Raw genomic sequence first — 24,281 nt, 5'->3', positions numbered from 1 at the left:
GACGTCGATTTGAATACCGAAAGCGTGCTGCGATCCGCGTTGGTCGCCGGTTTTATCGGGCTGATCGAGTTGCTGTGTCGCACTCATGTCATCCCGCAAAGCGTGTTGATTGCGCCCTCGCAGATGTTCACGCATCTGCTGGCGCTCATGTCGGCCGGTCATTATGGCAACGACATCCTGTTCAGTTTCACCAATATTCTGGTGTCGGCGTTCATCGCCATCATCAGCGGGTTTTTCATCGGCCTGGCCGTGCATTCCATGCCGCGTTTTCGCGCCGCACTGGAGCCGTTGCTGGCGAGTTACTACGCCGTCCCGACGTTCATTTTCTACCCGGTGTTCATTGTTGTATTCGGGGTGGGCCATGGTTCGATCATCGCGATCGCGGTGCTACTCGCCATCGTGGCGATGATTACCGCGACCCTGACCGGCCTGGATCGCATTCCCCACGTCCTGCGTAAAAGCGCGTCGGTGATGCGGATGTCGAGGCTGGAGACCGCCTGGCGTATCGAGCTGCCGGCCGCGTTGCCGTACCTGTTCGGCGGGGTGAAGCTGGCCGTGGCGTACTCGTTCATCGGTGTGATTGCGTCCGAGTTCATTCTCTCTGGCGCCGGCATCGGTTACGCCATTGCCTTCGCTTACAACAACTTTGAAAGCGACAACATGTATGCCCTCATGTTGCTGGTGTTGATCAGCGTCACGTTGATCAATGCGGTGCTCAACTTCTTCGACCGACGCTTGCAAGCGCGTCGTCAACGGTGACAGCCATGCAGAGATTTTTCCCGACCTGTTTACTGGTGGTGGCGCTGATCGCGGCCTGGCAAGTGTTGCACCTGACGATAGGGGCGGGGGCGTTGACCTCGCCCTGGATGACGCTTACGCACCTGCTGTCGATGATGGGCACGGCCGAGCTGTGGGCCAACGTCGGCGAAACCGCCAAGGCGTTTGCCTATGCCATGAGCCTGGCATTGGTGGGCGGCATCGTTCTCGGCGTGCTGCTGGGGGTGAACCGGCTGGCGGGTGCGGTGGCCGAGCCGATCCTGCTCAACCTGTACGCCATTCCCAAAGTAACGCTGTATCCGCTGGTGCTGCTGTGCTTCGGCCTTGGGCTTTCCTCGAAAGTGGCGTTCGGCGTGATGCACGGGCTGATCCCGATCCTGCTGTTCACGATGAACGCCATCCGCCAGATGCGCCCTGTGTACCTGCGCACGGCCGGCACCCTTCGGCTGACGCCGATCCAGTCGCTGTTCCATGTGCTGCTGCCGGCAATTCTGCCGGAGATCGTAGCCGGCGTGAGACTCGGTTTCGCACTGACGCTGCTCGGCGTGCTGATCGGCGAGATGTTCGCCTCGCAGCGCGGCCTGGGGTACATGGCTGTCAATGCGATGGGCCTCGGCGACATCCCGACGATCATGGCCGTGGCGCTGTTGCTCACGCTGATTGCCGTCACCTGCAACAGCTTGATGCTGATGCTCGACAAGAAACTGCAGCACCGATAACTGACGTTCACCGAACTGTTTCCACACATAGGGGTAACCACGATGTATGACGTATTCCAGACTGACCGCCTCATCGATCTTTGGCTGGCCGAAGACATCGGTTATTGCGATCTGACCGCCCAGGTGATGATCGAGGCGGACGAAGTCGGCGCTTTCTACATGAATGCCCGCGAGACACTGATCGTATCCGGTATCGACATTGCCGCCCGGGTCTTCAAGCGTTACGACCCGACACTGGAAGTGATTGTCCGCGTCAAGGACGGCCAGAAGATCGAGGCCGGGACGGTGATGATCGATGTGCGCGGCAACGCTCGCAGCGTGCTGACCGCCGAACGCACCGCGCTGAACATCGTGCAGCGCATGTCCGGCATCGCCAACGAAACCGCCAAATACGTGGCCGCTGTCGCGGGGAGCAAGGCTCGCCTGATCGACACCCGCAAAACCACACCGGGTCTGCGCATGCTTGAGAAGCACGCGGTTACCTGCGGCGGCGGTCTGAACCACCGTCTGGGCCTGGACAACGGCGTGATGATCAAGGACAACCACATCGCCGTGTGTGGCGGTATCACCCAGGCGGTGCAACGTGCACGTCGTCAGCTGCCGGTGCTGACCAAGCTGGAAGTGGAGTGCGACAGCCTGACCCAGGTCGCCGAAGCACTGGAAGCCAACGTCGACGTGATCATGCTCGACAACATGAGCGTGGTGGACATGACCGAAGCTGTGAAGATGGTCAACGGGCGCACCAAACTGGAAGCTTCAGGCGGCATCAACCTGTCTACCATTGGCGCCATCTCCAAGACCGGTGTCGACTACATCTCCACCAGCAAACTCAACCAGGCGGCGGTGTGTGTAGACATCGGCCTGGACGAAGCGGAGTAAGGTACATGGCGCAGGGCATCTTCTTCTTTGTTGTCGGCCCCAGCGGAGCCGGTAAGGATTCGTTGATCGAAGGCGCCCGCGCCCACCTCGCAGACACCGGTCGTTATGTGTTCGCTCGCCGCACCATCACACGCCCCACGGGCGCCCCGGGCGAGGATCACCACGGCGTCACAGAGGCACAATTTCAATCGTCCGTGAGCGCAGGAGAGTTCCTGATCACCTGGGATGCTCACGGGCTGTCCTATGGTTTGTCCGTCGATCTGCTTGCTGCACTGAGCGATGGCTGCAATGTCATCGCCAATGGCTCGCGCAAAATGATACGCGAACTGTCGCGGCGGGTGCCGAGGCTGGTCGTCGTGGAGGTAACCGCCTCCACAGACGTGCTGGCGGCGCGGATTCTGGCTCGCGGGCGGGAAACTGCGCTTGAGGCGCGGGCGCGGGTCATGCGTCAGGTCGAGCCGTTGCCGGTGGACATCGAAACGATCCGCGTCAACAACGACGGCGCACTGGAGCAGGGAATCAACGCCTTCGTTCGCGCGTTGACGAACGCCAGCCAGCGCGTTCGATTGCGCCGTGTGCCCTTGTCCACCGGGCTTGAGCGGGTGGCGTATTTGCCGACCCGGAAGGGGCCTGGTCAGATCGCTGTCCTCTCGGCCGCGGATTACTTGGGGGGATCGAAAGTGGACCTGCTGGCGGACGGCACGTCCTTGAGCGTGCAGATTCATGGTCTCGATGCGCCGCATTTGCTGGCGCCGGATGAGATCGGTCTGAGCGAGGAGGCGTTCTCGCACTGGGGCGTAGCCGAGGGCAGCGAGATTGCCTTGCGCCGTACGCCATCGCCGGCCAGTCGTCAGGCGTTGATCCAGAAAGTCCAGGGTCACGAGCTGGGCGAAACGGAATACGAAATGCTGCTGCGTGACATCATCGAAGGGCGCTATACGGACGGTGAAATCAGTGCGTTTCTGGTCAGCGCCACGCGCAGCCTGTCCGATGCCGAAGTCATTGCCCTCGCCAGGGTCCGCAGCCGTTTCACGCCGACGATGCAATGGGATCGTCCCATCGTGGTCGATAAACACTCCATGGGCGGTGTGCCCGGGAGCCGCATCACACTCCTGGTGGTGCCCATCGTGGCCGCCCACGGCATGGCAATGCCCAAGACCTCATCCCGGGCGATCACGTCGGCGGCGGGCACGGCCGATGCCATGGAGTCGGTGGCGCGGGTGGACCTGACCACCGCCGATGTACAGCGCTGTGTGCAAGAGGCGGGGGCGTGCATCGCCTGGAACGGCCGGCTCAATCACTCGGTGGTCGATGACGTCATGAACGCAATCACCCGGCCGCTCGGGCTGGACTCCAATCGCTGGTCGGTCGCCTCGATCCTGTCGAAAAAACTCACGGCAGGCTCGACCCATGTGGTCGTCGATCTGCCGTACGGCCCACGCACCAAGCTCAAGACACAGGCGCAGGCCCGGGAACTGGGCGACCTGTTCGAGCGGGTCGGCGCGGGCCTGGGTCTGACCGTGGTCGCCTTTGCGACAGACGGGAGCCAACCCGTCGGACGAGGCATCGGGCCGTCGCTTGAAGTGCGCGACGTACGCGCAGTGTTGGCCAATGAGCCGGATGCACCTCGGGATCTGCGCAACAAGGCGGTTTTTTTCGCCGGGCAGATTCTGGCGTGGGACCCTGCCGTGGGCAGCGTGGAAGCCGGCCGTGAGCTGGCCGAAAAACTGCTGGCGAGCGGCGAAGCCAATGCCGCCTTCGAGCGGATCATTGATGCGCAGGGCAGAAAGACACCGGTATTGCCCAGTGCGCTGACCTGTTCGGTTCGCGCGACGGCCGAGGGGCGGGTGAGTGAACTGGATGGCTGGCGGATCGGCGAGATTGCCCGACGCGCAGGCGCTCCTGCGGATAAGTCCGCGGGCATCGACCTCAAGGTCGGACCGGGTGATCACGTCAAACCGGGGCAGTGCCTTTATGTGATTCATGGCTCCAATGGCGCAGACCTTGAGTCGGCGAGCGTGTTGGCACAGATGAGCGATGGCGTGACGGTTGTGCGAACGCCATGATCCGCGCCCGGCGTCAACCGGCCTACACACGAGAACCGAGGTGAGAACATGCGTGAGGCGATAGCGACTACTCAGCGCTGGGTCATCCACATCGAGAGCCGACTGATTACAGCCCCTGACGGCCTGAACATCGACGCGATCAACCGATTGGCCGCTGAACTGGCCAGGCTGCATCAACCCGGCCTCGACGTGGTCGTGGTGTCGGCCGGTGCCACAGCCGCCTGTGCTGGCCCCGGCATGGGCACCACGTTGCCGCTGCACGAAGCGCAGGCGTTGGCCGCCATCGGCCAGATCAAACTGACCAATGCCTGGGCCCAGGGCCTGGCCGCGCATGGCCTGCAATCCGCGCAGATCCTCCTGACTCAGGACGACCTGTCCCATCGCAAGCATTACCTGAATGCCCGCAGCACGTTGCAGGTGTTGCTCGGCATAGGCGTGGTCCCGGTCATCAGTGAAAACGGCACCATTGCCAGCCACGGGATTCGTGCCGGTGACACTGACAGCCTGGGCGCGCTAGTGGTCAATCTGGTTCAAGCCGACGTGTACGTGCTGCTGACCGACGTGCAAGGTCTGTCGATGCCTGGCGCCGAAGCCGGGCTGGCTGACACCTTTATCGGCGAGGCTGCGGTGGGTGATGCGACCCTGGACCGGTGCGCGCACGACATGACCGAACGCCTCGGCTACGACGTGCGTTCCTGGTTGCGTTCGGCCCGCCTGGCGGCGCGATCCGGTGCGCACACGGTGATCGCTGACGGACGCCAGGCCGGTGTCCTTGAGGCCATTGCCGGTGGCGCGCCAGTGGGTACCTTGCTCACCTCGGACACGCACCCGGCGGCTTCGCGGGGTCGCTGGCTTTCCAATCAGTTGCCGATGCGTGGCGTGCTGGAAATCATCGCCGGCTCATACCCCGTTGAATCGGATGCGAGCGGAATCACGGCGCTTATGGTCCTGCGGGTCGAAGGTGTGTTTCAACGTGGCGACATGGTGGTGTGCCGAGGCGCCGACGGCGTTGAGCTGGCGCGCGGGCTGGTCAACTACAGCTCCCAGGAGATCCAGAAGCTGCGTGGTCAGTTCGTCGAGGCGTTTTCACGGCAAATCGGCTATGTCGCGGAACCGCACATCATCAGCCATGAAAACCTGGTCGTGCATGCGGCGCGTTGACGGCTGATTGAGCGTCCTCAGCCATTCGCTCCGTTCGCGGCCGTGAACAGCGCTTTTTGCATCGCTTGTGGCGGTTTGCCGAACGCGCGCAAAAATGCTTGCCGCATACGTTCCCGGTCCCCGAATCCTGTTGCCCTGGCCACGACTTCCACCGGATGGCGGCTGGTTTCCATCATCACGCGAGCCGCTTCCAGTCGCAGGCTTTCGATGGCCTTCGCCGGGGTTTGCCCGGTTTCCTCTCGAAACACCCGACTGAACTGCCGAGGGCTGAGGCGAGCCACAGCAGCGAGGGCATCGACCGACAAGTCGTCCGTCAGATTTTCACGCGCATACGCCATCGCGAGTTGTACGCGATCGGACTTCGGGTCCAGTTCAAGGAGTGCGGAGAACTGCGATTGCTCGCTGCCTCGACGCTGATAAATGACCAGTTTGCGGGCGATCCTGCGCGCCAGATCGCTGCCCAGATCGTTCTCGACCATCGCCAGTGCCATGTCCACGCCGGCACTCATGCCTGCGCCTGTCCAGGTCTGACCGTCCACGACGAACAGTCGATCCTCTTCCAGTTGAATCTCGGGATAGCGTTGCCGGAATGCCGGTACGTGCAACCAGTGCGTGGTGGCGCGCTTGCCGGTCAGCAGGCCGGCTTCTGCAAGCACGAACGCGCCGACACACAGTGAGGCGACCCGACGCGACTGGGCCGAGGCCGCCCGCACGAATTCGATCAGGGCGTTGTCCGGCGCGTCGAGTTCGAGGTAACCGCTGACGATCACCGTGTCGTAACCCTCAGGCCTGAGGGCCGTGCTATTGACCGAAAAACCTTGCGAGGACATCACGGCGCCTCCGGCTTCAGACACCAGATGAAACTCATAGGCCTGTTCGCCCTGAAACAGGTTGGCGCATTCGAATACAGAACCCAGGGACAGGCTCAACGACTGAAAGGCGGGATAAACCACCAGTGCAACGCTATGCATCCAGAGTCTCCAGGTCGATGAAGCGTGCGGGGATTGTCATTGCCCAACGAGCGGCTGGCAACGCCGTTCAGCGCAGACGCAGCAAAACGGACAGGCGAGGCATGGCCGAAATCCTTGCGGATTCGACATTGTCCCTGTTTTAGCCCGCTCCTAGAATTGGCCCGACAAGCAAGACGACTGGTCTACTTAGAGGCGAACCGATGACCGCCAATGAACGCAAACACGCAAAACAGCACATTCTCGAGACGGCGAGAGTGATCATCAGTAAAAAAGGGTATTCAGCCGTTGGTCTCAACGAAGTGCTCTCGGCTGCGCACGTTCCGAAAGGTTCTTTCTATCACTATTTCGGTTCCAAGGACCTCTTCGGGGTCGCAATGCTGGAGGCGTACTTCGACGAATATCTGGAAAACATGACGCGGATTTTCGAGCGAAAAGGGCTAAACGACGCTCAAAAACTGGGCCTGTACTGGCAACACTGGATTGACAACCAGACAGGTAAAACCGACGCGGGAAACTGCCTGGCGGTCAAGCTGGGCGCCGAGGTTGCCGACCTGTCGGAGCCTATGCGGCTGGCGCTCCAGCGCGGTACATCGCGCATTATCGATGTCCTGGCCGCGTCTATCTCGCGGGGGATCGAAGAGCGTTCGATCAGGGCCGATGAGAGCCCTCAACGCACCGCGTTCAGGCTCTACGCAGTGTGGTTGGGCGCCAGTGTCATGGCAAAAATAACCCGCACGACGGCGCCGTTCGATGAAGCCCTGTCGATGACTGAAACGGTATTGAATCACCCCGACTAAACACCCTTAACCCCTTGTACGAGGTCATCCCCACGTTGATCTCACGGGCGCTTGTTGCCCAAAAAAAGCCTTTTAAACTCTGGAGTCAAACCATGAAACATGAATCACTGTTTTCGCCTGTGCGATTGGGCAACCTCACCCTCAAGAACCGGATCGTCTTTCCGCCCTTGACCCGTCAACGCAGTGTGCAGCCTGGCGATATCGCTTCGGATTTGATGGCCACGTATTACGGCCAGCGCGCGTCGGCAGGCTTCATGGTCAGCGAAGGGACACAGATCGAGCCGCGGGGTCAGGGTTACGCCTGGACGCCGGGTATCTACACGCCAGAGCAGATTGACGGCTGGCGCAAGGTGACTGACGCGGTGCATGCGCAAGGCGGTGTGATCTTCGCGCAGCTCTGGCACGTCGGCCGGGTTTCCCATCACGCCTTGCAGCCGGATGGCAACGCTCCCATCGCGCCGTCCGCGATTCAGACCACCAGCTCCAAAGCCTTTATCGAGACTGGCGCCGGAACGGGTGAATTGGTGGCGCCGTCGATGCCTCGCGCAGTCACCGTGCCTGAAATCAAAGCGTTGGTCCGGCTGTATGCCACCGCCGCGAGCAATGCCATCGCAGCAGGCTTCGACGGCGTCGAGATCCATGCGGCCAACGGGTATCTGGTCAATCAGTTCATCTCCGAACACGCCAACCAGCGGGATGATGAATACGGCGGCTCGCTGGAGAACCGTTTGCGCTTTCTGAGGGAAATCGTTGAAGCGGTTTCGCAGGCCATCGGTGCTGACCGTCTGGGCGTGCGGTTCACCCCATTGTTCACCACGACCGATGAGGATCGGGTGTACATCGGCATGGTGGAAAAGGACCCGCACCAGACTTACATCGAAGCGATCAAGGTGCTGGAAAACGCGGGCGTCGCCTACGTCTCCATCGCCGAAGCCGACTGGGACAATGCTCCCGACCTGCCGGAAACCTTTCGCCGTGACGTGCGCAGCACCTTCAGTGGCCGGATCATTTACGCGGGTCGTTACACGGCCGAGCGGGGCGCACGGCTGGTCGAGGCGGGGCTGGCTGACTTGATCGCCTTCGGCCGTCCGTTCATTGCCAATCCGGATTTACCGGCGCGCATCGTCAACGGCTGGCCGCTCAATCCCGTCAACCCCGCCACCCTCTACGGCGGCGCCGAAGCGGGATTCACGGATTATCCGGTCTACGCCGGCTGATGGCAGCGTCGAAGGCCGGACGCTGATGTAAAGCGTCCGGCCACTCTCGCGGATTGTCGCGAGAGCATGGCTTCGAGCGGGTTCAACGCTTGAAGCCTGACGCTCCATGGCTGTGGGGTTACAGCGCGGGACGAAGCGTGCGTACCGTGCTGATGCTTTCGAGCAATGAAGCAATGTGCAGAATCGTCGACTCTGCTTGCCACGCGCCCACAATCTGCACGTTGATCGGCAGTCCTTCCTTGCTCGTCCCGAACCGCATCGACACACCCGGCAACCCGGTCACGTTGAGCGGTACAGTCGCGCCTTGCAGAAAGGTGGCGTCCACGGTCTGGCCATCGATGATGAACTGTTCGACGCCATGCCTGTGTGCCGGTATCGGCAGCACATGGGTAATCAACGCATCGTAATGCGCGAAGTATTCGGCGTAACCGTCGCGCAGCCGCTCGGCGGCTTGCTCGGCCTCGATGAAGTCTTTCATCGACGTATCGGGCAACGACAGCATGGTCTTCGCCATCTTGTAGAGCTCGTCCTCTCTGCGCCCGGCAGTGGCTTCGGCGAATGCGGATTTCATCTCCATCACATGCAGCTTGTTGAACACATCAAGGGCGAAGTCCCGCTCCAGCGCAGGGATGCCCACGTGTTCAACCTCAATGCCGATGTCCTTCAGCGCCTCGGCGGCGGCACGAACGGTGGCGACGACTTCGGGGTCGACCGGGCCGAAACCTGGCCCCGTCATCCAGCCCACCCGAAGCGGGCGATAAGGCTGGCGACCGATGCCCGCATCGAACGCCACGGTGCTGGTGGCGAAGGCGTCCTGGCCGTCCGGCCCGGCCAGTTGCGAGAAGGCGAGGGCGATGTCCCGAACCGACCGGGCCATCGGACCGACATGCCAGAAGCGACGCGGCACGCGCGGCCAGATGCCGGTCATGGGCACGCGACCGTGCGTTGCTTTCATCGAGCTGATCCCCGTTTGCGCGGCCGGGCCCCGCACGGAAATCGCAAGGTCGGTCCCCAGGCCGATGGGCGACATCCCGGCGGCGATGGCGGCTGATTCTCCACCGCTCGAGCCACCGGGTGTGCGTTCCAGGTTCCAAGGGTTGTTCGAGCGCCCTGAGAGCAGGTTGTCGCTTTCGATCCAGTAGGAAAACTCCGGGAGATTGGTCTTGGCCAGCAGGATTGCGCCTGCCTGCTTCATGCGCGCCACGCTGGTGGCGTCGGTGTCTGGCTGGCGGCCTTTGAAGATCGGCGAGCCACGCTGAGTGAGTACGCCGGCGGTGTCGATGGAATCCTTGGCGGTGAACGGGACGCCGTGCAGCACGCCCAGCGGTTCGCCCGACAACACCGCTCGCTCGGCGGCCTTCGCGGACTGGAGTGCGTCATCCACCACGGTCACGATCGCATTGACCTGGGGGTCGACTGCTTCGATGCGGTCAAGATGGGCTTGCATCACTTCAACCGGTGAAACCTCCCGAGTGCGAATCAACTCGGCGAGTCGGGTTGCGTCGGAGAAAAACAATTCGTCGCTCATGTGATTTTTCCTGCCTGATGGGAGAAGGGTCTGTCGCAATTGGAGCGGCAGAGATGCATCTCTACCTGCCGATTGGTAGGCAAAAGCTAGAGCGTTAAAAAGGGGCTGTCAACCCCTACCTAACAAATGGTAGGCTTGTGACCATTGACGAATGCGAGGTCTTTACATGAGCACGAATGCGAAGGAGTCGATCCTGACGGCGGCTCGGCAAACCGCCCAGGCGCACGGCTACGGCGGTCTGAATTTCCGCGATGTGGCGGCAGAGGTCGGTATCAAGGCGGCGAGCGTCTACCATCACTTTCCCAGCAAGGCCGATCTCGGCGCAGCCGTGGCGCGGCGCTACTGGGAAGACACCGCACGCGATCTGGATGAGCTGCTGGCGGAAGCCGACGATGCGGCAAGCGCGCTGCGCCGATACCCGTGGATCTTTCGCAGATCCCTGGAGTGCGGCAACCGGTTGTGTCTGTGCAGTTTCATGTCGGCTGAGTACGACGACCTGCCGGATGCGGTGAAAACAGAGGTTCAGGCCTTCGCCGAGGTGAACGTGGCCTGGCTGGGCAAAGCGCTGGTCGCGTCGAAGCAGGTGTCATCAGAACACGCCGAAAAGCGCGCCCGCGCCATCTTTTCGGCGGTCTCCGGCGCGCAGCTCATGGCCCGCAGTCGCGCAGACATTTCGATTTTCGACGAATTGATCGACAGCTATCAGGACGCGGGGCTTCTGCCGGCCAAGGCATGAGGCATGAGGCGCTTCGTCAGAGTGCCTGTCGCCACGCCCTGATTTGTTCAAGCGTAGCGGTGGCGCCGCCGCAGACCACCATCAACACGTTGTCGTACCCTGTGAGCAGGGTCGGGGAATACCCCAACGACAGTGCCGCGCCACAGGCAGGCTCGACGAGTATCCGGTGATCGGCCAGGAAATGTTCGCAGCCGTCCAGGGCGTCTTTGTCGCTGACCACGACGCTTTCGATCCGATGGGTCTCAAGGTACGCGACAGACTGGCTGCACACGCGTTTGGCGCCCAGCGACGTGGCGATGGAGGTGATGGCGTCGATTTCCACCGGTGCATCCGCCAGCGTCGCGGCCCGGAACGACGCAGCGCCTTCGGTTTCTACCGCGATCACCGGCACGTCGCCCCAGCCGTTGCGTTGCAGGCCTTCAATCACACCGCACAGCAATCCACCGCCGCCGACCGACAGCACCACGGCGCCGGGCTTGCGCGCGGTCCTGGCGACCTCGTCGATCATGCTGGCGTGGCCGGTCCACAACAGCGGGTCATCGAAGGGGTGAATGAACGCGTCTCCGGCAGCGATCAGCGTATGGGCCAGTTCGTTGGCCTCCTGCCAGGAGCGGCCGTGAACGATGACGTCTGCACCCTCAAGAACGAGCAGCTCCTTGGCCCTGTCGGTCGTGGTTTCCGGGACGACGACCGTTACCGCTGCGCCCAGAACGCGACCGGCATAGGCCACGGCCAGCCCGGCATTTCCGCCGGACGATGAAATGAAACGTTTTGCGCCACGGGAATGGTGAACCTCGCAGGCGTGGCCCACGCCCCGCAGTTTGAAGGAGCCGCAGGGCTGAAGCGCATCGAGCTTCAAGTTGATCGAGCGCTTGGCAATGGCGCTCATCGGACGGGATTCAATCAGCGGCGTTTCAATGTGCAGGGGCATGATGGGATTGCTTCCAAGCAGGGGAGTGATCGATGGATGAACAGGCACCGAGTTACGGTTCAATACCGTAAGCGAGGCGCTTGCCCAACGCAATCGACCACACCCTCAATCAGCGTCCGTGCGTGTTCAATCAATCCGTGGATGCTGCTGCACCAGCTCTTTGCGCTTGGCTTCGAGCTCGGCAATCTGGGTGTCGATGTCCTCGATTTTCTGCTCGATGTTGTCGTGGAGGTCTTCCAGCAGCTCCTTGGCCTCTTCGATGTTGGAAGCGGCAGGCGCCGCGCCGCGCAATGGCTTGTTGGCGGTCTCTTTCATCGTCAGGCCAGTGGCCAGGCCAATCACTGCCACCACCATCAGGTAATACGCCGGCATGTAGAGATTGTTGGTGGTTTCCACCAGCCACGCGGCGAGGGTCGGGGTCAGACCGGCGATCAGCACCGAGACGTTGAAGGCGCTGGCCAGTGCGCTGTAACGAATGTGCGTCGGGAACATTGCAGGGAGCGTGGACGCCATGACACCGATAAAGAAGTTGAGCACCACGGCGAGGATCAGCAACCCGGCGAAGATCAGCCCGATCTTGCCGCTGATGATCAGCATGAACGCCGGAATCGCCAGCAGGAACAGCGCAATGCTGCCGACGATGATGAACGGCCGACGGCCGATCTTGTCGCTGATGAAGCCGATCAGCGGCTGGACGAACAGCATGCCGACCATGATCGCGATGATGATCAGCACGCCCCGGTTTTCGCTGTAATGCAGGTTGTGCGACAGGTAACTCGGCATGTAGGTCAGCAGCATGTAGTAAGTGACGTTGGTCGCCACCACGATACCGATGCAAGTGATCAGGCTGCGCCAGTGCTTGGTCGCGACTTCCTTGAACGACACCTTCGGGCCGCCCGACAGGCCTTCGCGATCACCCTGTTCGAGTTTCTCGACGTGCTGCTGGAACGCAGGTGTCTCTTCAAGGGCGTTACGAAGATACAAACCGAGCATGCCCAACGGCAGCGCAAGGAAAAACGGCAGGCGCCAGCCCCATTCCTGGAACTGGTCTTCGCCAATCACTGCAGAAATCATCACCACGATGCCTGCGCCAAGCACGAAACCGGCAATGGAGCCGAAATCGAGCCAGCTGCCGAGGAAGCCGCGTTTACGGTCCGGGGCGTATTCGGCGACGAAGATCGAGGCACCGGTGTATTCGCCACCCACCGAGAAACCCTGAGCCATCTTGGCCAGCAGCAACAGGATAGGGGCCCAGATCCCGATGGAGTCATAAGACGGGATCAGGCCGATGGCGGTGGTGCTCAGGGACATGATCACGATCGTCGCCGCCAGGACTTTCTGGCGACCGTACTTGTCACCCAGCGCGCCGAAAAACAAGCCACCCAGCGGGCGAATCAGGAAGGGCACGGAGAACGTGGCGAGTGCGGCGATCATCTGCACGCCAGGGTCGGCACCGGGGAAAAACACCTTGCCGAGCACATAGGCGACGAAGCCATACACGCCGAAGTCGAACCACTCCATGGCGTTACCCAAGGCAGCGGCGGTGATCGCCTTGCGCATCTTCGCGTCGTCAACGATGGTGATGTCGTTCAACCCGATGGGGCTGACTTTTTTCTTGCCTGATTTCATGTGAATCACTCTCTTGCGGATCGGTGTCGCTGCAAAACGCGGGCGTCGATGTCGCCTCGGACGCACGTAACGCGCGAGCTCGATGACAGCGTTTTGGTGGCACGTTATTTCCGATCAGATACAACCAGACACGAAATAATTCAGCGCAGGCCGGTATTTTTCGTTACGGGGCAGGGCGCAAGGCAGCAGAAACAAAAAAGCCACCGCACAACGGCAGTGGCTTTTGGCGGGTTTACACCCGTGGCATCAAGGGCGAATGTCGGCCTTGAACCACTTTTCCGAAAGGCGCTTCACGGTGCCGTCTTCCAGCGCGGCCGTCAGCGCGCCGTTGAATTTCTCGCGCAGGTCGTTATCGGCCTTGCGGAAGCCCAGCGCTTCACCCGGGCCCCAGATGGTGCCGCCGATTTTCGGGCCGATCATCTGCACGCCTTTGTTATCGGGGTTGTCCAGTGCCGAGGTGAAGAAGGTCACGTCGTCGAAAGCGAAGTCGATGCGGCCCGCGTTCAGGTCCATCATGTGCTCGCCGGATTTCTTGTACTCACGAATGGTCGCGATGTCGCGGAAGTTCTTCTCGACGAATTCGGTGTAGGCCGTACCGGACTGGATGCCCAGGGTCTTGCCTTTCACCAGCGCTTTCATCTTGTCGATCGCGGCCTTGTCGGCGTTCTCGTCACCGCTGAGCTTGATGATTTCATTGCTCGGCATGCTCGCGATCAGCTTGGGATCGGCGCTGGCGAACACCGCCTGGGTGTTGGCGTAAGGTTTGGAGAACGCAATCACCGCTTCGCGCTCAGGGGTGATCACGATGGCGTCCATCAGCACGTCGAACTTGCCGGCATTCAGGCCTGCGATCATGCCGTCCCAGTCCTGCGCCTGCAGCTTGCATTCAAGCTTGATCCGGGCGCAGACATCCTTCAGCAGCTCAGGCTCGAAGCCGGAAATTTCACCGCTGGGCAGGGTGATGTTCCAAGGCTCGTAAGCCCCTTCGGTCGCAACCCGAACCGAGGTCCATTCCTTCGCGAAGGCGGTGGTGCCGAAGACCAGACTGCTGCCTAAAGCCGCACACGCGAGGATTTTTTTAGTGACGTGGTAGGTGTGGCCCATGTGTTTCCCCATCTAATTGGAAATAAGACTGGCAGGGTCAAGCTAGATCAAAAGCCGCTAAACAGTCATTTTTATTATGCCGCTGTGTCTTCAGGCGTCGGTTGAGACGCGCGTCCGTAGAACCCCGTTTGTTCTTCAGGCGTGAACATCACGCCGGGTTTTTCGTAGTAGGAGAACACCGCCACCATCCGCTCGCGGTGGCCACGCACAGGGGTGACGCGGTGCGCGGTATTTTTCCCACGAAACACGTTGAGAGTGCCAGCACTGAGTCGTAATTTCTTCACATCGGGGTCGCGACCGTTCAATAGATCGGCCACGCCGTCATAGTTGGGATCATCCGCCGTGCGCAAGTCGGTGCGGTACTCGAACTCGCCACCCTCTTCGGGTGACTGGAGCATCAGCGTGGTGGTGAATTCAGAGCGATCGAAGTGCCAATTCAGCGTTTCGCCTTCGCGATAACTCATCACGTTGACCCGTGCCAACGGGTCGGCCATGACATACAACGCCGGTTTATCCATGACGGCGCTCAAGAACGCCACCAGCGGCGGGTACTCATACACGTCGGTGACGAGGCTGCTCTTGAGCTGGTCTGCGCACAGCGTGTGGCTGACGGTTTCGACCTTCTTCAGCGCGGGATGATCGGCGGCCAGTTCCGGTATTTCAGGTTTGAAATAAATGTTATGCGAGCGCTTGTGGGTGTGGGATTCAGCGTCCATGGTCGGCTGGATCTGTTGCGCGGCGGCGCGCACGTTATCGTCCTCTATGAAGCCTTCGAGGCTGAACATGCCATTGCGGGCCAGCGCGGTGCGAGCGTGGTCGACCAAGGTGTTCCATTCCTCGCTGCCTGGGCGGTCCAGCGGATAGCGTTGAAGATTGATGACGGTGTTCATGACGGCCCTCCGTTAGGTGTGGTTTAAACCTAACCTGTGAAAATCTTCGCAACAACGGCAAAAATTGTTAGCCTCCCCCCAGGAAAACTTAGGGAAGCAGCTCCATGAAACGACTGCCGCCACTGAATGCCGTGAGAACGTTTGAAGTCGCTGCGCGTCTGGCGAGCTTTGTTGCAGCCGGGAAAGAGCTGGGGGTTTCGGCCGCTGCGGTCAGCCAGCAAGTCCGTCACCTGGAAGAGTACTTCGGCAAAAAACTGTTCGTGCGCAGCGGCAACCGGCTTTCGTTGACGGACGCCGGGCTGGCGATTTTTCCGCAGACATCCCGCGCGCTGGACGACATCGCCGCCATGACAGTGCGTCTGCTGGAAGGCGAGATGCGTACGCGGTTGATCATCAGCGTGCCGTTCTCACTGGCTGAAGTCTGGCTGGCGCCGAAGCTTGCGGTGTTGCTGGAAAGCTATCCGCAGCTCTCGGTGGACGTGCGGGTCGAAGATGACCCGGTCGACCTGGCCCGGCATGACGTCGACATCCGTGTCAGCTACGGCGACTACCATTACCCTTCGCTCGAAGCGATCCCTCTGGTACACGATCAGGTGGTGCCGCTGTGTGCGCCGGAGTTGTGGTATCGCCACGGCAACAGCGATTTTGACCTGACGCGGATTCACGAAAGCCTGTTCATCCATACGCAGTGGGGACCGAGTTACGCCTCGCACCCGACCTGGAGCGACTGGTACGCCAGTGAAGTCGGACAGGTCTCACCCGATCCGGCGCTGGGGCGTCGCTCCGGGCTGTCCAGCCTGTCGATCACGCTGGCGAAACTCGGGTGTGGCATCGCGCTGGGGCAGAAACTCATCGCTCAGCCTGATCTGGCGGCGGGTCGCCTGATCGTATTGTCCGCCAGATCGCTGCCGTTGGGGCATCCGTATTGCGCGTTTGTACCGGCTGAAAAACGCAAACGACCGAACGTGCAAAGCCTCATCGAATTGTTGGGTACACCCTGATCCGAAGGCTGCAAGCGGTTGTTACAAGTCGACGCACTTTGCTGGGGCCGGATGTTTCTCCCCGCCCCAGCGTGAGGCACCCTGCGGTAACCCGACCCCTTTCGCTGATGACCTTTCTCCGGCATCCCGTTAAACCTTATGAGCGTCGGACCGCCTAAGCAGAGGGCTCGCCGCGTCCCGGACCCTGGCCTGGGAAGGATGTGGCAATCAAATTGCATATGCTTGTAAAGACAAGTATGTATGAGTTGGGCGGTGTCGCCAGGCACCAGACGTATCACCGTTCGCTGCAGGAATAACGCTATGGATCTCTTACAGCTGCTCAGTTTCGGAAACAACGGGTGGGGCGCGGCCCTTTTGAAGGCGGCCGGCATGACCGTGTTGCTGACCCTGTCGGCGTTGGTGGTGGGGGCAATTGCCGGCAGCGCGGTGGCGGCGGCCAAGCTGTCGAAGCGTCGTCTGTTTCGTTATGTCGGCGACGCCTATTCGATCCTGTTCCGGGGCATTCCCGAGCTGCTGGTGATCTACCTGTTTTACTTCGGCGGCGCCAGCGTGCTGGGTGCGATCAATCACTGGTTCGGTGGCGAAGGCTTTGTCGATACGCCGCCGTTTCTGGTGGGCGCACTCGCGGTCGGGCTGATCTCCGGCTCGTATCAGGCCGAGGTGTATCGCGGTGCTTACCTGGCCGTCGCCAAAGGCGAGCTTGAAGCCGCGCTGGCGATTGGCATGACCTGGCACATGCGCGTGAGGCGGGTCCTCATTCCGCAAGTCTGGCGTTACGCGTTACCGGGTCTGGGCAATGTCTGGCAGATGACCCTCAAGGACTCCGCGCTGATTTCCGTGATTGGCCTCGTCGAGTTGATGCGCGCCAGTCAGGTGGCGGCCGGCTCCACGCGCCAGTACTTCACGTTCTACATCGTCGGCGGCGCCTGTTACCTGATCCTCACCGGGTTGTCCGGTCGCCTGTTCAACATGGCTGAAAACCGTGTGTTGCGCACGCAACGCCGCACGCCACATTCCTGAGACGGGGAACCACTCATGATCGATTTTGCCTTTCTCAGCGACACGATGCTCAAACTGCTGGCGGCGTTGCCCACCACCTTGAGTCTGTTCTTTTCCAGCCTGTCGCTTGGCCTGCTGCTCGCCCTCGGCGTGGCGGCCATGCGCGTCAGCCGCTGGCCGATTCTCAGCTACCCGGCTCGTTGTTACATCTGGTTGTTTCGCGGCACACCGCTGTTGATCCAGATGTTCCTGATTTACTACGGCCTTGGCCAGTTCAGTGCGATCCGCAGCAGCTTCATGTGGGAAATCCTGCGCTCGACCTATGGCTGCGCCGTCGTGGCTCTGGCCATGTGTACTGCGGGCTATACGGCTGAGATCATTCGCGGCGGTATCCAGAGCATTCCCCAGGGCCAGATCGAAGCCGGGCTTGCGGTCGGCATGAGCCGCTGGACCTTGCTGTGGCGCGTGATCGGTCCCGTCACCCTTCGCCAGGCGCTGCCATCCTACTCGACCGAAGCCGTGTTGATGGTCAAGTCCACGGCCATTGCCAGCCTGGTGACCGTGTGGGACGTGACCGGCATTGCCCAGCAAATCATTCAGCGCACCTACCGCACGATGGAGGTCTTCCTCTGCGCCGCGCTGATTTATCTGGTGCTCAATTTCCTGATCGTTCGCGCCATGGCGTGGGTCGAGTACCAGCTCTCGCCGCACCTGCGCGAACGCCCCACACAGCGGGCGGCCGAACCGGTCCCTGAAACCCCTTCATCCCTTTGATCGCAGCGGAGCTCATCATGAATCAACACGTCGCGGCTGCTTTGTCGGTCACCAATATCTGCAAATCGTTCGGATCGGTGCAGGTGCTCAAAGGGATATCGCTGGAGGCGCACAAGGGCGATGTCATCTCCATACTCGGTGCCAGCGGCTCGGGTAAAAGCACCTTCCTGCGCTGCATCAACCTGCTGGAATCCCCTGACCAGGGCCGCATCGTGCTGGACGGCGAAGTGATCGAAATGAAGCAGCACGCCAACGGACGCCTTCAGCCCAGCAACACCCGCCAGGTTGAGGCAATGCGCAGCAAACTCGGCATGGTCTTCCAGAGCTTCAACCTGTGGTCGCACATGACCGTGCTGCAGAACATCATTGAAGGCCCGATGCGCGTGCTTAAACGCTCGCGCGCCGAGTGCGTGGAAGAGGCCGAGCAGTTGCTGCACAAAGTGGGGCTGTACGACCGCCGTGATTACTACCCGGCGCACCTCTCCGGCGGGCAGCAACAACGTGTCGCCATCGCACGGGCGCTGGCCATGAATCCGCAGGTCATGCTGTTCGACGAACCAACCTCCGCGCTGGACCCGGAACTGGTCGGCGAGGTCCTGCGCGTGATGCGCTCGCTGGCTGAAGAGGGCAGGACCATGTTGGTGGTGACCCACGAAATGGGCTTTGCCCGCCACGTGTCGAACCGGGTGGTGTTCATGGCGCAGGGCTTGATCGACGCACAGGGTACGCCGGATGAACTGTTTGAAGGCCTGCCCACCGAGCGTTTTCGGCAGTTTGTGGCGAGTCATCACCAGCGCACGACCGACTGACGTCGCGGGGCGAGCGCGCGGCGGTGGTCCGCGGCCGCGCTTCGATCCCACACGACAACGCCTTCACGTTAAACAGAGGCTCATTTCAGGATTCCGTCTATTGTTTCATGCAGTCAATGAAACCAGGACGTCGTGTGACCTCTAACCTGAAATCGACACACGCTTGTGAACCGCATCCGGTTCGCGGGTGTGCAGGCAGCATAAAGGACCATTGCGTGTTGCTCCCTGAGCCAGCGCCCTTCAACGGTTGGCTTCAGGCACCCGTGGGCATACTGCTCATACGCGGGGTTTTCATTGGGGGTTGAATATGATCGGCCGTCGTTTGTGCAGGTTCATGTCCGCGGCCGCCTTGATGCTGTTGATGCCCGGCGTTGCGCTGAGTGAGACCACATGTGATCACCTCACCGCAACCGGCAATGCGGAATACCCTCCCTACCTGTGGCGAGACCCGCACAACCCGCATCGACTCATCGGCGCCAATGCCGACCTGATCAAACACCTGGGCACGGCGTTAGGCCTGCAGATCGAGGTCATTTACGGAGGGCCCTGGTCCCGTGCGCAGGAGGAAGTGAGGGCAGGGCGCATCGATATGCTGGCCGGGTATTTTCTGACCGCGCATCGTGAGCAGACGTTGAACTTCATAAAGCCGCCGTTCCTGTTCACGCGCAGCATGGTCTGGGTCAGGAAAAAAGATGCCTTTGCGTATCATCAATGGTCCGACCTGATCGGACGCAGCGGGGGAACGCTGGTCAACAACAGTTTTGGTCAGGCGTTCGACAATTACGCCAAAGCCAACCTCTCGCTGGAGGCCGTGCCTACGGCCAGTCAGGCGTTCCAGAAGCTCATCCTCAAACGCAACGACTTCGTGTTATTCGAGCAGTACCCTGGAATGGCGCTGGCTAAAAAGCTGGGCGTTGAAGCGGCCGTAGAAGCCCTTGAACCGCCGATCAGCAGCGAGGGGCTTTATCTGGCGCTGTCGCCCAACGCGGACTGCATCCATCCAGCCTTGCAAAAGCAGATCAGCGATGAGATGCAGAAAATCGTGTCGAGCACGCTGCCTCAGGCCCTTGTGAAGTCGAACCTGGAGCTTTGGAGCGCACAGCAACGGGATGGGTTGAATCCGTAATGTGAATCGACCTTCTTGCTCGACATCGAGTGAAGGTTGCCTGACGCCAGAGCGAGGCGCTCTCCGATCAGAAGGCGCCCGGGTTCAAAGCCTGGCTATGAATCGTCAGCCCTCGATCAAGTCCTCAGGTTGCATCGTCAAGATGATCTTGCCGACGTTTTCCGAAGACTCCATACGACGATGCGCCTCGGCGGCACGGGACAGGGGGAATGTGCTGTCAACCACGGGTTCCAGGCTTCCGGCACCTTCAAACCGCTCGAGCCAATGGTCGCGGAAGCGTTTGATCATGGCGTGCTTTTGCGGTTGGGTGCGGGACTTCATGACCGTGCCGATGATTTGCAGGTGGCGATACAGGATCTGCTCCAGGGTCACGTTCACGCTGCCCCCGCCGCCGAGGATGCCGACCTGGATCAGTCGGCCGCCTTTGGCAAGGGAGGCGATGTTGCGTTCGAAGTAGGGTTTGCCAACGAAATCGATGATGACATCCACACCCTGGCCATTGGTTTTCCGGGCAATGACGTCGGCGAAATCCTGGGTCTTGTAGTCAATCGCGACCTCGGCGCCGAGGTGCTCGACCCGCGACAACTTGCTGCCGTCTGTGGTCGCATACACGGTAGCGCCCGTGGCGTACGCCAGTTGCACGGCGGCGGAGCCCACGCCGCCTGCCGCGGCATGAATCAGCACGGAGTCGCCCGAGGTGAGTCGCGCCAAGTGCATCATCGCCTCATGCGCGGTGACGAACACCTCGGGAATTGCCGCAGCGTGAACGTAATCCAGCTGAGCCGGAATGGGCATCGCCATGCGGTAGTCGATGCGTGCCAGCTCGGCATACGCGCCGCCGCCCACGACGCCCATCACCCGTGCGCCCACTTCGAAGCCTTCGACGTCGCTGCCTTTTTCGATGACCTCGCCAGCGATTTCCAGGCCGATGATCGGGGAGTCGCCAAAGTTGGGGTGCCCGTAACCGCCGGTGCGGTGGGTCAGGTCGGCGCGATTGACGCCGGCGGCATAGACGCGCACCAACAGGTCGGTCGGGCGCACTTCAGGCGTGGCTGCGTCGCTCAGCTTGAGCACGTCGGCGTCGCCAAACTCATGGATGATGATGGCTTTCATGGCTGTTGCTCCGATTCGTTGAGGGTGGCGTTGGCGATGGCTGAGGCTGTGATGGCGGCAGGCAAGCCTGCATAGAACGCCAGGTGCGTGATGGCGGCCGACAGCTCCTCATGGGTGACGCCATTGGTTACCGCTCGGCGCAAATGCGCAGGCAACTCTTCGGCATGACCACCGGCAATGAGCGCCGCGACGGTGATCAGGCTGCGGTCACGTTGCGAGAGCGCCGGATCGCTCCAGATCACCGGATACAGCGTCGTGTCGACGAACTGCGAAAGTGTAGGGGTGAAGGCTCTGGCCGCTTCACGAGGACTGGTGAAATTGATGTTCGACATGATCGCGTCCTTACACTTGGCTGATGAATTTGTGGGTGAGGTAATGCTCGATGCCTTCGATCCCGCCTTCCGAGCCGTGGCCGCTTTCCTTCAGGCCACCAAAGGGCAGTTCAGTGGCGACGATTCGATATTGGTTGATGCCGATCATTCCTGCCTCAAGGCCGTCGGCGACGTCGATGGCCGTGCGTGCGCTGGAGGTGAACGCGTAGGCGGACAAGCCGTACGGCAAGCGGTTGGCTTCTTGCAGCCCGTCGTTCATTTCATCGAAGGGCATCAGGATCGCGATGGGACCAAAGGGCTCCTCATGCATGACACGCGCGGTCATGGGTACATCGGCCAACACCGTGGGCTCGAAGAAGAAACCCTGGCCCGGCACACGTTTGCCACCCGCCAGCAGCGTGGCGCCTTTGGCCACTGCGTCAGCGACCAGCGCTTCCATTTTCGCCAGTTGTCGTGGATTGGCGAGCGGCCCGACCTGAGTGTCCGGCTGCAGGCCGTTACCGATTCGCAGCGCCTGGGTGGCAGCAACGAAGCGGTGAACGAAGGTTTGATAAGCACCGCGCTGAATAAGAAAGCGCGTGGACGAGATGCAGACCTGACCGGTGCCACGGAAGCGGTTTGCAACGCCTTCTACGGCGGCTTTTTCAACGTCCGCATCTTCGAACACCAGCACCGGCCCGTGGCCTCCCAGTTCCAGCGTGATGGGTTTGACGCCCTCTGCAGCGCGGGCAGACAGCAGCCGGCCGATCGGCACGGAGCCGGTGAACGTGACTTTGCGGATGATCGGCGATCCGATCAGGTGGCTGGAAACCTGATCCGGCACGCCGAACACGATCTGCAACACGCCTTTCGGAAGCCCCGCGTCGTCCAGGGCACGGGCCAGTGCCAGCGCCGTTGAGGGGCTCTCCTCGCCAGGCTTGAGGATGACGCTGCAACCGGCGGCCAGCGCGGCAGACAATTTGCGGGCCGGGGTAATGGCCGGGAAATTCCAGGGTGTGAAGGCCGCGACCGGTCCAATGGGCTGACGTTTTACAAGTTGCAAAACACCGGGTCGATTGGCAGGCACGACACGGCCGTCAATGCGCCGCGCGCTCTCGGCGAACCATTCGAAATACTCGGCGGCGCGGGTAACTTCATCCAGCGCTTCGCCGAGCGGCTTGCCTTCTTCCAGGGTCATCTGTGCCGCGATGTGCGGTGCGCGTTCCAGAATCAGATCGGCTGCACGCTTGAGGATCTTTGCGCGCTGATCCGGCACCGTGCGACGCCATACCTCAAAGCTCGATTGCGCGATGGCCAACGCGCGATCAAGGTCACTCGCGGTGGCGAGCGGTACGCGTCCCAGTTCCGTTTCGGTCGCGGGGTTCACGACCGCCGCAGTGTCGCGTCCTTCAGTACCGATCCATTCACCACCGATGAAAAGATAGAGCGAGTCGTAGGGCGTATTCATAGCGTGGGCCTTCATAGAGTTAACAGAAATCGGGTCAGTGGCCATTCAGCGCGGCGGATGCCGCTGGCCTGTGCAACCGAGTCTATGGAGGACGCTCTGTTTGATTGAGCCCGCGGGAAGGGAATCAATGTTGTGTGCAAAGGAAATATCGGCGGCCATCGACCGATTGCACCCGCCGCTGCAGGCAGCCATGATGGCCGGGCATTTCCACGGCGTGAGCGGTACGGCAGAGCGAGAAGGACGGTAGGAATGGACAAGTTTTCAAATATGTCGGTGTACGTGAAAGTCGTGGAAATGGGCAGTTTCACGGCCGTGGCCAATCACCTCGATTCCACCGTGGGTAACGTGTCCCGTGCCGTTTCTGCGCTTGAAACCCAGCTCGATGCCCGCTTGCTGCAGCGCTCGACCCGGCGGCTGTCAGTCACCGATGCGGGCCGGAGGTTTTACGAGCGCTGCACGAAAATCCTGGCCGACCTCGAGAACGCTGAAGCCGAGGCGAGCAACGCGCTGTTGAAGCCTAAAGGCACGCTGCGCGTCCATTGCGTTCCCGGTCTGGCGCGCCATCTGGTAACGGGCGCGGTGCTGGAGTACCGCCAGGCGTTTCCGGAAGTCACGGTCGATCTGTTGCTGTCTCAGCGGATGCCGAACCTGCTGGAAGATCAGCTGGATGTCTCGATCCTGATTGCTCGAACGCTGCCGGACTCCGCCTACGTGAGCCGCACGATCGGGGTCAGCCATTGCGTGCTGGTGGCGTCGCCTGAGTATCTTGCAAAGCACCCGGCGCCCCGGGTGCCAGACGATCTCAGCCAGCACGCGTGCCTGTTGCTGAGCACGGTGGATTACGCACGGGATGAATGGCAACTCAAGAGCAACGCGTGCACCACCACCTTTGTGCCGACGGGACCGAGCTTCAGCGTGAATGACATGGACGCCATGGCGGTCGCGGTTCGCGCGGGCGCCGGCATTGGTTTGCTTGCGGGATTCTCGGCGATTGAGGATCTGCGCTCGGGAAAACTGGTGCGCGTATTGCCCGAGTACCACACCCATGAGCGCAACGTGTACGCCGTTTACACGTCCCGGCAGTACGTGGACGCCAAGATCACCTGCTTCATCGACGCACTGAAAGAACGGGTCGGCGCTCAGTTGGCCGCCACCGCACAGGCGCTTGTCGGGCAGTAGCGGCGAAGCGTGAGTCGTCAGGCGAGACGCGCTCCCGTTTAGCACTTAGAACACGGGCGCGACACCTTGAGGCATCGCGCCGCACTTACCGGTCTT

23 protein-coding genes are annotated in these 24,281 nt (G+C 61.2%); 14 read left to right on the top strand and 9 right to left on the bottom strand.

The window, feature by feature from the left end; genetic code table 11:
• Nucleotides 1-9: 9 nt before the first annotated feature.
• From ABDX87_RS02685 to proB, 5 genes are read left to right on the top strand one after another with little or no spacing between them, the layout of a single operon-like run.
• Nucleotides 10-759, top strand: a complete 750-nt coding sequence (locus ABDX87_RS02685; RefSeq protein ID WP_346831462.1) for an ABC transporter permease — start codon at nt 10-12, stop codon at nt 757-759.
• A gap of 5 nt (nt 760-764) precedes the next feature.
• Nucleotides 765-1,496: an ABC transporter permease gene (locus ABDX87_RS02680; RefSeq protein WP_346831461.1), complete on the top strand. Its 732-nt coding sequence runs from the start codon at nt 765-767 to the stop codon at nt 1,494-1,496.
• Between the two features lie 42 nt (nt 1,497-1,538).
• The gene (nadC, locus tag ABDX87_RS02675; RefSeq protein WP_346831460.1) at nt 1,539-2,375 is read left to right on the top strand and encodes a carboxylating nicotinate-nucleotide diphosphorylase; all 837 of its coding nucleotides are present in this window, start codon (nt 1,539-1,541) and stop codon (nt 2,373-2,375) included.
• Between the two features lie 5 nt (nt 2,376-2,380).
• Nucleotides 2,381-4,441 carry a phosphonate metabolism protein/1,5-bisphosphokinase (PRPP-forming) PhnN gene (phnN, locus tag ABDX87_RS02670; RefSeq protein ID WP_346831459.1) on the top strand — a complete coding sequence of 687 codons (2,061 nt, stop codon included), beginning with the start codon at nt 2,381-2,383 and terminating at the stop codon, nt 4,439-4,441.
• 48 nt (nt 4,442-4,489) lie between these two features.
• Nucleotides 4,490-5,602 carry a glutamate 5-kinase gene (proB, locus tag ABDX87_RS02665; RefSeq protein ID WP_346831458.1) on the top strand — a complete coding sequence of 371 codons (1,113 nt, stop codon included), beginning with the start codon at nt 4,490-4,492 and terminating at the stop codon, nt 5,600-5,602.
• 17 nt (nt 5,603-5,619) lie between these two features.
• On the opposite strand, the gene ABDX87_RS02660 is transcribed toward proB, so the two are convergent.
• On the bottom strand, nt 5,620-6,573 hold the full coding sequence (locus ABDX87_RS02660; RefSeq protein ID WP_346831457.1) for a GlxA family transcriptional regulator: 954 nt from the start codon (nt 6,571-6,573) through the stop codon (nt 5,620-5,622).
• Between the two features lie 200 nt (nt 6,574-6,773).
• Between ABDX87_RS02660 and ABDX87_RS02655 the strand changes: the two genes are divergently transcribed.
• The gene (locus ABDX87_RS02655) at nt 6,774-7,370 is read left to right on the top strand and encodes a TetR/AcrR family transcriptional regulator (RefSeq protein ID WP_346831456.1); all 597 of its coding nucleotides are present in this window, start codon (nt 6,774-6,776) and stop codon (nt 7,368-7,370) included.
• Between the two features lie 92 nt (nt 7,371-7,462).
• On the top strand, nt 7,463-8,587 hold the full coding sequence (locus ABDX87_RS02650; RefSeq protein ID WP_346831455.1) for an alkene reductase: 1,125 nt from the start codon (nt 7,463-7,465) through the stop codon (nt 8,585-8,587).
• A gap of 118 nt (nt 8,588-8,705) precedes the next feature.
• On the opposite strand, the gene ABDX87_RS02645 is transcribed toward ABDX87_RS02650, so the two are convergent.
• Nucleotides 8,706-10,115 carry an amidase gene (locus ABDX87_RS02645; RefSeq protein WP_346831454.1) on the bottom strand — a complete coding sequence of 470 codons (1,410 nt, stop codon included), beginning with the start codon at nt 10,113-10,115 and terminating at the stop codon, nt 8,706-8,708.
• A gap of 166 nt (nt 10,116-10,281) precedes the next feature.
• Here ABDX87_RS02645 and ABDX87_RS02640 point away from each other — a divergent pair, with 166 nt between their 5' ends.
• The gene (locus ABDX87_RS02640) at nt 10,282-10,851 is read left to right on the top strand and encodes a TetR/AcrR family transcriptional regulator (protein ID WP_346831453.1); all 570 of its coding nucleotides are present in this window, start codon (nt 10,282-10,284) and stop codon (nt 10,849-10,851) included.
• 16 nt (nt 10,852-10,867) lie between these two features.
• On the opposite strand, the gene ABDX87_RS02635 is transcribed toward ABDX87_RS02640, so the two are convergent.
• The 4 genes from ABDX87_RS02635 to ABDX87_RS02620 form a co-directional block, all read right to left on the bottom strand.
• Nucleotides 10,868-11,782: a pyridoxal-phosphate dependent enzyme gene (locus ABDX87_RS02635; protein ID WP_346831452.1), complete on the bottom strand. Its 915-nt coding sequence runs from the start codon at nt 11,780-11,782 to the stop codon at nt 10,868-10,870.
• A gap of 126 nt (nt 11,783-11,908) precedes the next feature.
• Nucleotides 11,909-13,411: a glycine betaine/L-proline transporter ProP gene (gene proP / locus ABDX87_RS02630; RefSeq protein WP_346831451.1), complete on the bottom strand. Its 1,503-nt coding sequence runs from the start codon at nt 13,409-13,411 to the stop codon at nt 11,909-11,911.
• 246 nt (nt 13,412-13,657) lie between these two features.
• Nucleotides 13,658-14,515, bottom strand: coding sequence for a transporter substrate-binding domain-containing protein (locus tag ABDX87_RS02625; protein ID WP_346831450.1), 858 nt, complete (start codon nt 14,513-14,515; stop codon nt 13,658-13,660).
• Nucleotides 14,516-14,589: 74 nt separating this feature from the next.
• Nucleotides 14,590-15,405, bottom strand: coding sequence for a HalD/BesD family halogenase (locus ABDX87_RS02620; RefSeq protein ID WP_346831449.1), 816 nt, complete (start codon nt 15,403-15,405; stop codon nt 14,590-14,592).
• Nucleotides 15,406-15,509: 104 nt separating this feature from the next.
• On the opposite strand from ABDX87_RS02620, the gene ABDX87_RS02615 reads away from it, so the two are divergent.
• From ABDX87_RS02615 to ABDX87_RS02595, 5 genes are all read left to right on the top strand, one after another.
• Nucleotides 15,510-16,406 carry a LysR substrate-binding domain-containing protein gene (locus tag ABDX87_RS02615; protein WP_346831448.1) on the top strand — a complete coding sequence of 299 codons (897 nt, stop codon included), beginning with the start codon at nt 15,510-15,512 and terminating at the stop codon, nt 16,404-16,406.
• 300 nt (nt 16,407-16,706) lie between these two features.
• On the top strand, nt 16,707-17,426 hold the full coding sequence (locus ABDX87_RS02610) for an ABC transporter permease (protein WP_346831447.1): 720 nt from the start codon (nt 16,707-16,709) through the stop codon (nt 17,424-17,426).
• A 15-nt stretch (nt 17,427-17,441) separates the two neighbouring features.
• Nucleotides 17,442-18,179 carry an ABC transporter permease gene (locus tag ABDX87_RS02605; protein WP_346831446.1) on the top strand — a complete coding sequence of 246 codons (738 nt, stop codon included), beginning with the start codon at nt 17,442-17,444 and terminating at the stop codon, nt 18,177-18,179.
• A 17-nt stretch (nt 18,180-18,196) separates the two neighbouring features.
• Nucleotides 18,197-18,988: an ABC transporter ATP-binding protein gene (locus ABDX87_RS02600; RefSeq protein WP_346831445.1), complete on the top strand. Its 792-nt coding sequence runs from the start codon at nt 18,197-18,199 to the stop codon at nt 18,986-18,988.
• 307 nt (nt 18,989-19,295) lie between these two features.
• A complete protein-coding gene (locus ABDX87_RS02595) occupies nt 19,296-20,114 on the top strand; it encodes a substrate-binding periplasmic protein (RefSeq protein WP_346831444.1) in 819 nt (272 codons plus the stop codon).
• A gap of 105 nt (nt 20,115-20,219) precedes the next feature.
• Here the strand turns inward: ABDX87_RS02595 and ABDX87_RS02590 are convergent, their stop codons facing one another.
• Genes ABDX87_RS02590 through ABDX87_RS02580 form a run of 3 tightly spaced genes read right to left on the bottom strand, consistent with a single transcriptional unit; the run spans nt 20,220 to nt 23,006 of the window.
• Entirely contained in the window at nt 20,220-21,227 is a 1,008-nt protein-coding gene (locus ABDX87_RS02590) for an NAD(P)H-quinone oxidoreductase (protein WP_346831443.1), read from the bottom strand.
• Nucleotides 21,224-21,559 carry a carboxymuconolactone decarboxylase family protein gene (locus ABDX87_RS02585; protein WP_346831442.1) on the bottom strand — a complete coding sequence of 112 codons (336 nt, stop codon included), beginning with the start codon at nt 21,557-21,559 and terminating at the stop codon, nt 21,224-21,226. The genes ABDX87_RS02590 and ABDX87_RS02585 overlap by 4 nt, the downstream gene beginning before the upstream one ends.
• 10 nt (nt 21,560-21,569) lie before the next feature.
• Nucleotides 21,570-23,006, bottom strand: coding sequence for an NAD-dependent succinate-semialdehyde dehydrogenase (locus ABDX87_RS02580; RefSeq protein WP_346831441.1), 1,437 nt, complete (start codon nt 23,004-23,006; stop codon nt 21,570-21,572).
• A gap of 249 nt (nt 23,007-23,255) precedes the next feature.
• On the opposite strand from ABDX87_RS02580, the gene ABDX87_RS02575 reads away from it, so the two are divergent.
• Complete coding sequence (locus tag ABDX87_RS02575; protein WP_346831440.1) at nt 23,256-24,185, top strand: LysR family transcriptional regulator; 930 nt, start codon at nt 23,256-23,258, stop codon at nt 24,183-24,185.
• Nucleotides 24,186-24,281: the final 96 nt, after the last annotated feature.

This window comes from Pseudomonas abietaniphila (assembly GCF_039697315.1).
Taxonomy (GTDB): domain Bacteria; phylum Pseudomonadota; class Gammaproteobacteria; order Pseudomonadales; family Pseudomonadaceae; genus Aquipseudomonas; species Aquipseudomonas abietaniphila_B.
This window is presented reverse-complemented; position numbering and strand designations above follow the sequence as displayed.

Excerpts from the sequence above, each read along its gene's own strand:
- ABDX87_RS02650 (WP_346831455.1), top strand. The coding sequence starts at position 7,463 with ATGAAACATGAATCACTGTTTTCGCCTGTGCGATTGGGCAACCTCACC.
- ABDX87_RS02595 (WP_346831444.1), top strand. The coding sequence starts at position 19,296 with ATGATCGGCCGTCGTTTGTGCAGGTTCATGTCCGCGGCCGCCTTGATG.
- ABDX87_RS02600 (WP_346831445.1), top strand. The coding sequence starts at position 18,197 with ATGAATCAACACGTCGCGGCTGCTTTGTCGGTCACCAATATCTGCAAA.
- ABDX87_RS02620 (WP_346831449.1), bottom strand. The coding sequence starts at position 15,405 with ATGAACACCGTCATCAATCTTCAACGCTATCCGCTGGACCGCCCAGGC.
- ABDX87_RS02585 (WP_346831442.1), bottom strand. The coding sequence starts at position 21,559 with ATGTCGAACATCAATTTCACCAGTCCTCGTGAAGCGGCCAGAGCCTTC.
- ABDX87_RS02580 (WP_346831441.1), bottom strand. The coding sequence starts at position 23,006 with ATGAATACGCCCTACGACTCGCTCTATCTTTTCATCGGTGGTGAATGG.
- proP (WP_346831451.1), bottom strand. The coding sequence starts at position 13,411 with ATGAAATCAGGCAAGAAAAAAGTCAGCCCCATCGGGTTGAACGACATC.
- ABDX87_RS02625 (WP_346831450.1), bottom strand. The coding sequence starts at position 14,515 with ATGGGCCACACCTACCACGTCACTAAAAAAATCCTCGCGTGTGCGGCT.
- nadC (WP_346831460.1), top strand. The coding sequence starts at position 1,539 with ATGTATGACGTATTCCAGACTGACCGCCTCATCGATCTTTGGCTGGCC.
- ABDX87_RS02605 (WP_346831446.1), top strand. The coding sequence starts at position 17,442 with ATGATCGATTTTGCCTTTCTCAGCGACACGATGCTCAAACTGCTGGCG.
- ABDX87_RS02645 (WP_346831454.1), bottom strand. The coding sequence starts at position 10,115 with ATGAGCGACGAATTGTTTTTCTCCGACGCAACCCGACTCGCCGAGTTG.
- ABDX87_RS02610 (WP_346831447.1), top strand. The coding sequence starts at position 16,707 with ATGGATCTCTTACAGCTGCTCAGTTTCGGAAACAACGGGTGGGGCGCG.
- ABDX87_RS02635 (WP_346831452.1), bottom strand. The coding sequence starts at position 11,782 with ATGCCCCTGCACATTGAAACGCCGCTGATTGAATCCCGTCCGATGAGC.
- ABDX87_RS02655 (WP_346831456.1), top strand. The coding sequence starts at position 6,774 with ATGACCGCCAATGAACGCAAACACGCAAAACAGCACATTCTCGAGACG.
- ABDX87_RS02590 (WP_346831443.1), bottom strand. The coding sequence starts at position 21,227 with ATGAAAGCCATCATCATCCATGAGTTTGGCGACGCCGACGTGCTCAAG.
- phnN (WP_346831459.1), top strand. The coding sequence starts at position 2,381 with ATGGCGCAGGGCATCTTCTTCTTTGTTGTCGGCCCCAGCGGAGCCGGT.
- ABDX87_RS02640 (WP_346831453.1), top strand. The coding sequence starts at position 10,282 with ATGAGCACGAATGCGAAGGAGTCGATCCTGACGGCGGCTCGGCAAACC.
- proB (WP_346831458.1), top strand. The coding sequence starts at position 4,490 with ATGCGTGAGGCGATAGCGACTACTCAGCGCTGGGTCATCCACATCGAG.
- ABDX87_RS02680 (WP_346831461.1), top strand. The coding sequence starts at position 765 with ATGCAGAGATTTTTCCCGACCTGTTTACTGGTGGTGGCGCTGATCGCG.
- ABDX87_RS02660 (WP_346831457.1), bottom strand. The coding sequence starts at position 6,573 with ATGCATAGCGTTGCACTGGTGGTTTATCCCGCCTTTCAGTCGTTGAGC.
- ABDX87_RS02615 (WP_346831448.1), top strand. The coding sequence starts at position 15,510 with ATGAAACGACTGCCGCCACTGAATGCCGTGAGAACGTTTGAAGTCGCT.
- ABDX87_RS02575 (WP_346831440.1), top strand. The coding sequence starts at position 23,256 with ATGGACAAGTTTTCAAATATGTCGGTGTACGTGAAAGTCGTGGAAATG.